At 34.3% G+C, this 12,459-nt stretch carries 6 protein-coding genes; all 6 read left to right on the top strand.

Annotated elements, in window-relative coordinates:
- Positions 1 to 435: 435 nt before the first annotated feature.
- A complete protein-coding gene (locus tag AC3Y25_RS05720; protein WP_489902053.1) occupies positions 436 to 1,857 on the top strand; it encodes an RtcB family protein in 1,422 nt (473 codons plus the stop codon).
- A gap of 316 nt (positions 1,858 to 2,173) precedes the next feature.
- A complete protein-coding gene (locus AC3Y25_RS05715) occupies positions 2,174 to 2,971 on the top strand; it encodes a TatD family hydrolase (protein WP_489902052.1) in 798 nt (265 codons plus the stop codon).
- A gap of 206 nt (positions 2,972 to 3,177) precedes the next feature.
- A complete protein-coding gene (locus AC3Y25_RS05710) occupies positions 3,178 to 5,961 on the top strand; it encodes a TrlF family AAA-like ATPase (protein WP_489902051.1) in 2,784 nt (927 codons plus the stop codon).
- A 298-nt stretch (positions 5,962 to 6,259) separates the two neighbouring features.
- A complete protein-coding gene (locus tag AC3Y25_RS05705; RefSeq protein WP_202003532.1) occupies positions 6,260 to 6,541 on the top strand; it encodes a hypothetical protein in 282 nt (93 codons plus the stop codon).
- Between the two features lie 156 nt (positions 6,542 to 6,697).
- Positions 6,698 to 7,132 carry a hypothetical protein gene (locus AC3Y25_RS05700; protein ID WP_489902050.1) on the top strand — a complete coding sequence of 145 codons (435 nt, stop codon included), beginning with the start codon at positions 6,698 to 6,700 and terminating at the stop codon, positions 7,130 to 7,132.
- A gap of 155 nt (positions 7,133 to 7,287) precedes the next feature.
- Entirely contained in the window at positions 7,288 to 12,354 is a 5,067-nt protein-coding gene (locus tag AC3Y25_RS05695) for a DUF4132 domain-containing protein (protein ID WP_489902049.1), read from the top strand.
- The last annotated feature ends 105 nt before the right edge of the window (positions 12,355 to 12,459 follow it).

The following is a 12,459-nucleotide window of genomic DNA, read 5'->3' as shown; positions in this document are numbered from 1 at the left end:
GTAGAGGCGCACTGCTGTGCGTCTCCGCAAAGATTGGAAAATTTAATCTTGCAAAGGCGCGAAGGCGCAAAGTTTTTTTAAGCCACAGATTATGAGGATTAAAAGGATTACTAAAAAATCTGCAGAATCTGCAATCCCGATAGCTATCGGGAGCGGACAAAAATCTTTGAGGTTACTGTAACCACACAGTTTGTCATTTCGACCGAAGGGAGAAATCACACGCGGGATTTGACAAAGATTGGCGACGTACTGTGCGGAGTTTCTAGTGTGATTTCTCCTTAAGTTGAAATGAAAAAAAATCCTTTTTATCCTCATAATCTGTGGCTTAAAAAAGAAAAATCTTAGCGCCTCTGCGCCTTTGCGAGAAATAATAAAACTACGCAAAATAACTGCGCAGTAGTATTTAACCTTTGTACTATCAAAATAGAAAGAAAAATGAAAACACAAATAAACGGTACAGATATATTAGAATTAGGATTCCCAGAAGGAAAAATAATTGGAATTGCCTTAAAAATAAACAGCAAAAGAAACGGATTTACAAGAGACGAAATGATTACAAATTTCAAAAACGTCTTAGAAACTCCGGAGAATTATATCGACGATAAAATCTTCAGCAAACTGGCTGTTGCTTTAATCGAAAAATCGAATGAAAAACCAGAAGATTTCATTGCGTTAAACGAAAATCCGAATGCGTATTCGGCTTACGGATTAGATCATATCGAAGATGGAGCCAGAAAACAAATGGAAGTTGCCATGAAACTGCCTGTTACGGTTGCCGGAGCTTTAATGCCAGACGCGCACCAAGGTTACGGATTACCGATTGGCGGAGTTTTAGCCACAAAAAATGCCATTATTCCGTATGGTGTTGGGGTTGATATTGGATGTAGAATGGCGTTGTCGGTTTATGATATTCCCGAAGATTTTTACTTTGAAAACGAAGCCAAATTCAAAAAAGAATTAATTGCAAATTCGATTTTTGGAGCAGGTCACGGATTTCACGGTCAGTACAAATCAGATCATGCGGTTTTGGAGAATGATACATTTAATATGAATCCGTTTGTGAAGAACTTGAAAGATAAAGCCTGGTCGCAATTAGGATCTTCAGGTGGTGGAAATCACTTTGTGGAATTCGGAATCATGGAATTTGCGCAAGACGATGCGGTTTTGAATATCCCAAAAGGAAAATATGTCGCTTTGTTAACGCATTCTGGTTCACGCGGAATGGGAGCAACCATTGCGGGACATTATACTAAAATCGCCAAAGACGAATGTAAACTTCCAGAAGTGGCAAAAAACTTGGCGTATTTAGATATGAACTCACAGTTAGGTCAGGAATATTGGCTGGCGATGAATTTGGCGGGAGATTACGCTTCGGCTTGTCATGAGATTATCCATAACAAAATGGAACGCGCTCTAGGTGCGACGATTTTAGCCAAAGTCGAAAACCACCATAATTTTGCCTGGAAAGAAATCTGGAACGGCGAAGAAGTGATTGTACATAGAAAAGGAGCAACTCCAGCCGGAAAAGGCGTTATGGGAATAATTCCGGGAAGTATGACCGCACCGGGATTTTTGGTGAGAGGAAAAGGCGAGGAGAACGCCATTAATTCGGCTTCGCATGGAGCAGGAAGACAAATGAGCAGAACCCAAGCCATAAAAAACATCACACAAACCGAAATGAAATCGATCCTGAGAGATCATGGTGTTACGCTTATCGGTGCAGGTCTTGACGAAGCTCCAATGGCGTATAAAGATATCAATCAGGTAATGGAAGCGCAACAGGATTTAGTGGATGTTGTAGCGAAGTTTACACCAAAATTGGTTAGAATGGCAGATGATGGAAGTCGTGAGGATTGATTTTTAGTATTCAGTCGCGGTCGCAGTTTTCAGTGTATAGGCGCACGGCAGTGCGTCTAACGCTTTGTGGTGATTTTAACCGCAAAGTTCGCAAAGATTTTTTCACGCAGATTCAGCAGATTTTAAAATAATCCTTTTAATCTTAATAATCTGTGGCTAAAATAAAAACTTTGCGACTCCGCGACTTTGCGAGATTAAAAACAAAAAACTTAGCGTCCTAGTGCCTTAGTGGCAAAAAATAAAAAATAATTTAAGGCAACAGAGAGAAAAAAACTTAGAATCTTAGCCTCTCAGAACCTTAGCAACTTTAAAAAAAATGAATTACATAGATATCGGAATTAATTTGACCAACAAACAATTCCAAAACGACATAGACGATGTCGTACAAGACGCGCTCGACGCCGATGTATTGCAAATGATACTCACAGGCACCAGTGTACGAAATAGTGAAGAATCTGCGAAGATTGCGAGGCAATATCCGGGCGTGCTGTATGCAACGGCAGGAATACACCCGCATGATGCGAAGAGTTTTGATGCGCAGAGTATTTCGAAACTCATGAAATTATTAGAACTGAAACACGTAGTTTCGGTTGGTGAATGCGGACTCGATTTTGATCGTGACTTTTCGCCCCGAAACAAACAGGAAGAATGTTACAAAGCCCAATTAGAATTGGCGATTGAAGTACAGAAACCTTTGTTTTTGCACGAAAGAAGCGCTTTTAGTTCTTTTATGAATATTACCAAAGACTATTTACCGCAATTGCCAAAAGCCGTTGTGCATTGTTTTACGGGAACGTTGCAAGAAGCCAAAACCTATCTCGATAACGGATTTTATCTGGGTTTTACGGGAGCGATTTCAGATGCCAAGCGTTTCAGCCATTTAAAAGAAGTCATTCAGTACGTACCGCTCGACCGAATGATGATTGAAACCGATGCGCCGTTTATGCTTCCTAAAAATGTCCCGAACAGCCTCCTTAAGAAATACCATGAACGTCGTTGCGAACCTGCTTTTCTGCCGTATGTTGCCGGAACAATTGCTCAGTTTAAAGGAATTAATTTAGCTAAAGTAGCGGAGGAAACGACTCGAAATTCTAAAAGCTTTTTTGGGATTTAGATATTAATTCTAAAGATTATTTGTTCCCTTTTAAATCAGGTGTTTGTACTTGGTTTGAGGGCTTTTTGTTTATATATATTTGAGAAATATTCAATTTTTATATTTATGGAAAACCGTAAAATATCTTATGAAATTTTATGCATTTTTGATGCTAGATTTTAAAAACAGAAGATAAAGCTAACTAACCAACATAAACTAAGATAATTATGATTAACAGAGGTTCAGAATGGAGAAAATGGGATTTACATTTTCATACTCCATCTTCATATGACTATAAGGATAAGTCGATAACAAATGACCAGATTATTAATATTCTAGAAAGTAACAATATTTCTGTTGTTGCAATAACAGATCATCATTTAATAGATGTAGAAAGAATATGTGAGTTGCAAAAAATTGGAAAGGCAAAAAATATAACCGTTTTACCAGGAATAGAATTTAGAGCTGAATTAGGAGGAAGTGAGTCAATTCATTATATAGGAATTTTTTCAGAAAAATTGAGTAAACAAGAGTTAACAGACATATGGATAAAGTTGCAGTCAGCATGTAATATAACTCAAACTGATATACTAGCTATTGGAGGTGATGCCAATATTCAATGTGACTTTAAGGAGACTTCTAAGCTAATTCATGAACAAGGTGGTTTAGTTACAGTGCATGCAGGAAGTAAAGCTAATACTTTTGAGAATATAACAAATTCATTACCAGATAAGATAGCTCAAAAAGTTGGTTTGGTGAAGGGATTCATTGATATTTTTGAATTAGGGAAAGAAACTGATCAAATAAGTTATAATGACAAGGTATTTCCCAATTTAGGATTTAGATTACCAATGATAATTTGCTCTGACAATCATAAGATTACAGATTATATCGTAAAACAAAACCTTTGGATAAAAGCTAATCCAACTTTTGAAGGTTTAAAACAAATAACCTATGAACCAGAAGAAAGAGTTAGAATTCAAAAAGAACAACCCGAATCTGAAAAATTAGATAATTTGATGATTGAAAAGATAACTTTTAAATCTTCGAATAAAAGATTTACTGAAGAGCCAATTTATTTTAACAAAAATCTTAATGTCATAATTGGGGGTAAATCTTCTGGTAAATCTATTTTATTGTATGAAATTGCAAGAACTCTATATTCTAATGTATCTGATAAAGTTTTGAAATATACAGACATAGAAGATTATAAGGAAAAAGATTTATATGATTTAAGTTTTGTTTCAAAAGATTATATTGATACTGATTATAATTTTAATATAGATTTATTTTCAAGAAGCAGTCAGACATTAAAAGATCGTGCAGTAAATTCTAGTATTTTACCAAGTATAAAATATATTCCTCAAAATCATCTTGCAAACCTTGTAGACAAGAGTAGAAAAAATGGTGCTACTTTAAAAAAATTAATTCGAGATTTAATACTAGAAGATCCTGATTATAAAGCTAAATATGATGATTTTGTAGCCCATGCTCAGAGAAATGACGAAAAAAGAAGTCAGGATATAGATTATTATTTCAATTTAAAAAATGACTTAAAGAAAAAAGAAGATGATTTACAAACTAAAGGAGATACAAAGGCATTAAAAGAAGGAATAGAATTTAATAAGCAAAAGATCGCACAACTAAATAAAGACTTTACAGCTGAAGAGCAAATTCAATATAAAGATCTTAATGAAAAGTTGAGCTTATTAAATATAAAAGAGAATGAAATTAATACAGATTTTGAAAAATTAGATATTTTTCGATCTGATATAGCACGTTTCTTCAATGAATTTGTAAGTAAAAAGAAATTACTTTTAGATTCTTTGCAAAATGAAACTATTAAGAATGAATATTCAAGTAAATTACAATTTATCGATGATGCATTGATAAATATAAATCAAATTTCAAAGGAATTTATTAAAGATGAGGATAATAAGTTTGTTTTAGGCTCAACGTTTGCTGAGGAAACAATATTAGTGAATGTAGCTAAAAAGAGTGTTGATATTAGTTTGCAATCTTTTAATAATAAATTGGAAGATCAGAAGCAAGTAGCAGCGCTTCAAAAAAGTATTGCAGAGGATGAATCTAAACTTGCAGCTATTGAGCAATTTTTAAAAGAAATAGAAACTACGAAAATTGCTATTGTTTCTCAAAGAGAAAAAATATTTAATGATTTTGCTGCCAATTTGAAACTATATGAAGCTATAATTGAAGATCTAAAACCTCGTATTTCAAATATTCAGAATAAAACGGATAAAATTGAAATCTTACCAGTTATAAAGTATAATTTTCCTAAGTTTAGAGAGTTAGCAGATGAAATTTTTAATGGTAGGAGTTTTAATAATCAAGGTTTTAGTTATTTATATCAGTATGCGAATGACAATCCAAAATCTGCACTTGCTGAAGTAGATTTTACAGAAATTGAAAAAGCACTGAGGGTGATGTTTGAAAAAATTGAAAATAATCTACTAGTAACAAAAGGGGGAAATTCACAAAAAGATGCTTGCGAAAAAATATTTACAGACTTCTTTTTCGATCATTGGGATGTAAAATCGCAAGGAGATGATATTCATAAAATGTCCACGGGAAAAGCGAGCTTTGTCCTGCTTAAATTGATTATAAAACTAAGTAAAGATGATGGTCCGATTTTAATTGATCAACCTGAAGATAATCTTGATAACCGTTCAGTTTCTCATGAATTGGTTGAATTTTTAAAAGAGAAAAAGAGAGAAAGGCAAATTATTTTAGTTACTCATAATCCCAATATTGTTGTTAATGCAGATGCTGAAAACATAATTGTTGCAAATCAAAAAGGACAAAACGATACAGGAAACGAAAGTACAAGTGATTATCATTTTGATTATATTAATGGAGCGTTAGAGGACACATTTCCTAAAAATGGCGATACAGATTTATTAAAATCAATGGGGATTCGTGAACATATTGCAGAAATTGTTGAAGGTGGAAAAGAGGCATTCAAAAAGAGAGAGAAGAAATATGGTTTTTAATATTTAAATTCATTAAAAGTGAACAATTATCCTCATATATCTATCTTTGTTTTTCCAATATATGTTTAGTATTATAATTTAAAGTATTTTAAGTAAGTTTTTTCTTTCTTTTTAAAATAAAAATATATCTTTGTAAAGTCAAAATACTATACAGGGAGAAATCCGAAACTTAAATTTTAAGTTAACATAACGAGCCCTCATTCACGTTGCTGGAGCTAGTGATAGCCCTAATTCCACTCCTTGTAGTGTTTTGACACAACCGAAGATGAGGGCTTCGTGCGTTTAAATATTTTCGAAAATGTCAAAAGAAAATCAAAAACCAACACATCGTGATGTAGTGCCATCCGTAATTAATTTCCTTTCAGACGAATTGTTTGAGGGAGATTACAAAGAACAGCCCATGTATTTGCAGGAAATCTTCGAGCTTTTAATGCATACAGAGTTTGGCGACGATATCAATTTAAGGCAAAAAATACTAAGCTGTTTAAGAACCAGCCGAAATCTGGCAGAAACGTTATCGCCATTTTCAGAGAAGCAGATTCAGAAGGCTTGTGTAAGCAATCGTAAATTATCCGAATAAAAACTCAAACCCTGCCAATACCAATTGGGAGGGTATTTTTTTGCAATCAAATAGTACTTTTAATACCTAGATTTTTTAACATTTAAAAGACATTATTTTAAGGCCAAATCACTCTAAAATTCTTACATTACCCTTTCAAAATAAAAGCCGATAAAGATGAATATAAGCATCTCAGTTAAACAATTAGGAAAAAAACATCCGCTACTTCAGGAAAAAAGTATCGCTCTGGATATTGAAAATCCTATCATTAGTACACAAAAACTCATAGAATCGATTGTTGATCATCAGGTACAATTGTTCCGTTCTGCTTCATTTGAGTTTGAAGACGAAGACAAAATCCATCTTCCTAAAGAAAATTATTTACCCATTCTTACCGATACTGGAAAAGTAGGTTTTGGCGCGCTGTACAATCACAATCAAGTAGATTTGGCCAAAGCGCAGGAAAATGCCATTGTAGCTTTCGAAGACGGTTTGTATGCTATTTTCTACGGAGACGATCAGCTAGAAACGTTAACCGAGGAAATCGATTTATCTCAAAACAAATCCATCACTTTTATCAGGCTTACGTTCTTGGCGGGAAGCTATTGGTAGTTAAATTCCAAAAAGTAAATCCCAAATTCCAAAAGCGAATTCCAAATTCAAAAAAAAATAAACCCAAAATTCCAAAATTGTTTGGAGAAATCCTTCGACTTCGCTCAGGAAGACAAAGTGAAGTAATCTAAAATCAGAAATCTAAAATAAACAATATGACAATTGAAGATTTATTAAAAAGTAAAGTAATCGAAAATCCAATTAAGAGATTTAAAAAAGAATTGGAAGAAATTGTAAACAGTAATCTGGTTACTAAATTATTTTCTAAAACAAAACTAAAAAAAGAAGTGGCGGAGTTTGGCCTAGAACTCGTAAAACTTCAGGACAATTATTACAGCAATTATATTTCGCTGGGTTCTACAGAAGCCGAAAAGTTTGCGACTTTGGTAAAAGAGGATATTTGGGAAGATCAAAATTACTACGATCTTTTGCTTTACTTTTTTGGCGAAGAAAATGCCGCATACGTCAAAGATGCTTGGAGCAGATTGCCTCAAAAAATGTATCAGACGGGTTATACGCGAAGAGCATTTAGAGCACCAAATCATAAAAGTTATTTGCTGGTAAGTCAGATTAATTTTCTGCGTTCTTTGCTAAACGGACCTTACAAATACAATTATCAGGACAGCACTACTTTTTATTATGATTTGAATATTGAAGATGAAATTCGTTACGATACCGAGATTTCAAATACCATTACTAAATTCATGGTTTGGTCTGCTGCATTGGATTCTGGTAAAGAAGGACTTTTTCAATTATTTGAAGACATTATTTTCAATAAAGATTCGCACGGAAAAGTGTCTAGAAATATCATCAAAGCCCTTTTAAATAGCGAAAAGCAGGAAAACTGGGAGTTGGTAGAAAAACTGCTTCTTGCAGCGCAGCGTCAGGAAGGTTTGCGCCAGACGATTCTGGAAGCTTTGGACGAAACAAGTATTGGCGCTTTGCAATACATGATTAAAGTGTTAATTGATAATAAACTGACTCGTTTTTCATCGGTTGTAAGAGCGATTGATACCTGGACAGGTTTGGGTTGGGATTCTGAAAAAGAAACTACAGTTCGAAATATTATTGAGTTGGCTTCGGGTTATTTTTCAAAACCAGAAACGATTGCGACTGGCATAAAAAGCAAAAATAATAACGAAGTCTATATGGCGCTTTGGGTTCAAGGTGTTTTAGATGTCGAGAAAACAGTTCCGTATCTGCACGAATTATTAGAAAAAGGTTCGGTCGAAAAGAAATCGCTGGCATTAAAATTTGCGGGAGAAACCAACGATCCTTATATCGAAATGCCTCTTTATTTTAAAGCATTAGAAGATGAAAATCTGCAGGTTTTAGCCTTTGCAGTTTCGAGAATGAATGCTTTGTTGGAAGCCAATACAAAATCGAAGTTTTATATCGAAAATACAGATTATCCGAACTTCTTTGATAAAGTTTACAATCTTGCACAAAGCATTACCGAAAAAGAAAAAACTTTTGAAGGAAAAGTATTTTCGTGGTTAAATGTAAAATTCGAAAGAGATACGCTTTATGCCGCAGCGATTAATTTGGTGGGCGATAATACCGAAAGATTAGAAGCGGTTTTGCAACATTTTGAAGGCTTCTCGATCAATTTAAGAGAGAAACTGACTAGAAATTTATTGGGAAGTTTTTACAGCTATTCGTATTACAGCAATCAAAACAATCCAACCAAAACTGAACCAACTGATTTTCAAAGAAATTTTGCTTTGCGAATTTTAAAAGACAGAGGAGAATCTCTTGTGGCTTCGGCGGTTAATGTTTTAAAAGATTTGAGTTTAACTGAAGACGAATTGGCTGTTTTTCAGGAATTATTTAAACGTAAAAATTCTAATTTAAAAAAGAATCTAACAGCAATTCTTATCAAACAAGAAGATCAGAAAGTAGTCAATTTTGTTGATCAGACCGTAGAAAAAGGCGATTTAGAACAGCGTATGTCTATGTTGGACGTAATGCTTCAGCTTCAGAAAAATAATAAACTAACGGATAAGGTTAATGATTGGGTAAAAGATTATCTGCAAAGACCAAAAATTACCGAGAAGGAAACCAAATTTATTGAGCAGTTAGAACCTTCAAAAAAGCAAGATCTTTTAAGCGCAGAAAACGGTTACGGATTTTTTACGCCAAATGAAATTTCAGTTTACGAATTGCCAAAACCAAAAGCAGATTCGGTGTATGCAAAAGCGGTAAAAGAACATCAGTACGGTTTCTCCAAATCGATGTCGCATATTAAAGACGAAATTGCGAAGCTTTATAAATTGTTTGAAGAAAACAGAAATTACGAATACGAAATTGAAAACTACGATAACAGCAAATCGACTGTTTTATTGGGGAATTCTTTTAGACCATTAAAAAATATAAATGAAGATAAGAATTCAGAATTGGCAGCAACCAATTATCCGTTGTATGAAGTTTGGGAAGAATGGTTTAAAAATTCAGGTTTAATAGAACGAGATTTGTTTTTGCTAACGTTTGTAAGCAATTGCGATCGAAAAATCTGGAGAGATTTTCTAGAAAAGCATGTTTTTTATTATAAAGAATTACTGCCACACCCAAACAAAAGAGGTTACGATTGGGACAATGCGATTCTGAATATTTTGAATGCGTTGCAAATAAAATATGCTTTTGAAGAAAAAGTAGATTTCTTAATTGACGTTAGTAGCGCTTTGTATGCAGATCTTCCAGAATCTGTAAAAGAGTTTGAATACGTGCCAGGTAAAAATGAATATTATTACAATAACAACAACGGAAACGGTTGGCAAAGCCAGAACTTTTTTGATGTTTATCTAAACAGAATCGACTTAAGAAATGTAACTACAGAACAAGAAATTAAGATATGGAATCTGTACAGATGGAGACAGTTAAACGGACTGGAAAAAAATATTTCGCACTGCAAACCTTTTGTTCAGTTATATAGTGCTGCATTTGAACAAAAGTTAATTACCGAAGGTGAATTGTACGAAGGTATTTTGGAACCAGAAAGAATTTCATTTTTAACAGGCGGAAATAGAAATTACAGAAATCAAGGAAGCGAAGACTTATTGGTTAGATTTCCGTTCCTAGTTTCGATGGTAGATAAAATTCGAGAAACATTTTTGGATATTGAGGTTAAAAGAGGAGATTCTAATACTTCGGTAACGCATTTGGTACAGAGTTTCCAGAAGATTTTTGGGGCCAACCGTTTGGTCGAATTGATTACAGCGCTTGGCAAAGCAAGTTTATATAAGGGGTATATTTACTCATGGAGTTACACCGATTTAACGAAACAGAAATTATTTAGCTTCTTGTTGAAAAGATGTTATCCGTTAGAAACAGATACGCAAGAAAGTTTTAATGCTTTAATTAAAAAAGCTAAAATCTCTGAAGAAAGATTGATTCAGACTGCAATTTATGCGCCACAATGGCAAAAGTTTATCAGCAGTTATTTAGATTGGAATGGTCTAGACGAAGGAATCTGGTGGTTTCATGCGCATACCAAAACAGCATCTTACAGTGCTACAAATTCGGAATTAGAAAGTGAAGCGGCGAGATTTTCGACTTTAGATTTGCAAGATTTTAAAGATGGAGCAGTAGATAAAGATTGGTTTACATCGGCTTACAAAAAACTTGGAAAAGCAAAATGGGAAATGCTGTACGAATCGGCTAAATATGTAACAGACGGAAACGGCCACCGTCGTGCGCGTTTATATGCAGACACGATTACAGGCGATTTGAAAATCAGGGAAGCTACAGCCAAAGTAAAAGACAAACGTGATCAAGATTATTTGCGTGTTTACGGATTGGTGCCTCTAAGTAAAGCAAGTCCAGAAAAAGATATTTTGGCGCGTTACGAATATTTGCAGCAGTTTAAAAAAGAAAGTAAAGAATTTGGTTCGATGAAACAGGCGAGCGAAGCTTTGGCGATTCGTGTGGCATTGGAAAACTTAGCTAGAAATGCGGGTTACCCAGATCCAGTTCGTTTGACTTGGGCAATGGAAACCAAGCAAGTTCAGAATATATTATCAAAAGAAACCGAAGTGGTTTTAGATGATGTAACGATAAGTTTGGTAATCAATAATGAAGGAAAAGCCGATTTGGTTACATATAAAGCAGGAAAAGAATTAAAATCGATTCCGCCGAAATATAAAAAAGACAAAGGTATTCTAGAACTAACGAATTATAGAAAAACCATGCGCGAGCAATGGACACGTTCGAGAAAAGGTTTGGAAGAAAGTATGATTCGCGGAGACGAGTTTTTATTCACAGAAATGCAAAACCTTTTTGAGCACCCAATTATTTCGAAACATCTCGAGAAATTGGTTTTTATTTCTAATGACAATCAAATTGGTTTTTATGTTGATGGAAGTTTAGTGACCGGTTTAGGAGAAATGATTTCGTTGAATGAAAAACAGACTTTCAGAATAGCACACTGTTTCGATTTGCATAAAAATAATGTTTGGGTAGATTATCAGAAATATTGTTTCGACAATAAATTGCAACAGCCATTTAAACAGATTTTCAGAGAATTATATATTCCAACGCCAGATGAACTGAAAGAAAAATCGGTTTCAAGACGTTATGCTGGGCATCAAGTACAGCCGAATCAAACTTTGGCTTTATTGAAAACAAGAGGCTGGAAAGTGGATTATGAGGAAGGATTGCAGAAAGTTTTCCATAAAGAAGGCTATCAGGTAAAAATGTATGCAATGGCAGATTGGTTTTCGCCAGCAGATGTAGAAAGTCCGACTTTAGAAACTATCGAATTCCATTCTTTAAAAGATTATAAAAACATTGCTTTTGAGGATATTAATCCGAGGATTTTCTCAGAAGTCATGCGCGACATTGATTTAGTGGTAAGCGTTGCCCATGTTGGCGGAGTTGATCCAGAAGCGAGTCATTCTTCTATCGAAATGAGAGCAGTATTGTTAAGAGAAACATTGCGTTTATTTAAAATTAAAAATGTTGAAATTACTGGAAATCATGCCATCATAAAAGGACAATTGGCCGAATACAGCGTACATTTAGGAAGCGCGATTGTACATCAGGTTCCGGGTAAATATTTATCGATATTGCCAATTCATTCGCAACATAGAGGACGTTTATTCCTTCCATTTGCAGACGACGATCCGAAATCGGCTGAGGTTATGTCTAAAGTTTTATTGTTTGCGAAAGACAATGAAATTCAGGATCCAACTATTTTGAGCCAGATTGATAAGACGTATGCTTAAATTAAAAATAGAAAAGGCTGTTCAATTATAGACTGCACCCAAAAGTTTAGACAAATTAATAATTAAGTTTTATAATAATGAGCTCGATATTGTATCGGGCTCATT

This window comes from Flavobacterium sp. LK-23 (assembly GCF_058135255.1).
This window is presented reverse-complemented; position numbering and strand designations above follow the sequence as displayed.

Bases quoted from the DNA above. Each gene is read 5' to 3' on its own strand.
- AC3Y25_RS05695 (WP_489902049.1), top strand. From the start codon at position 7,288: ATGACAATTGAAGATTTATTAAAAAGTAAAGTAATCGAAAATCCAATT.
- AC3Y25_RS05710 (WP_489902051.1), top strand. From the start codon at position 3,178: ATGATTAACAGAGGTTCAGAATGGAGAAAATGGGATTTACATTTTCAT.
- AC3Y25_RS05705 (WP_202003532.1), top strand. From the start codon at position 6,260: ATGTCAAAAGAAAATCAAAAACCAACACATCGTGATGTAGTGCCATCC.
- AC3Y25_RS05700 (WP_489902050.1), top strand. From the start codon at position 6,698: ATGAATATAAGCATCTCAGTTAAACAATTAGGAAAAAAACATCCGCTA.
- AC3Y25_RS05720 (WP_489902053.1), top strand. From the start codon at position 436: ATGAAAACACAAATAAACGGTACAGATATATTAGAATTAGGATTCCCA.
- AC3Y25_RS05715 (WP_489902052.1), top strand. From the start codon at position 2,174: ATGAATTACATAGATATCGGAATTAATTTGACCAACAAACAATTCCAA.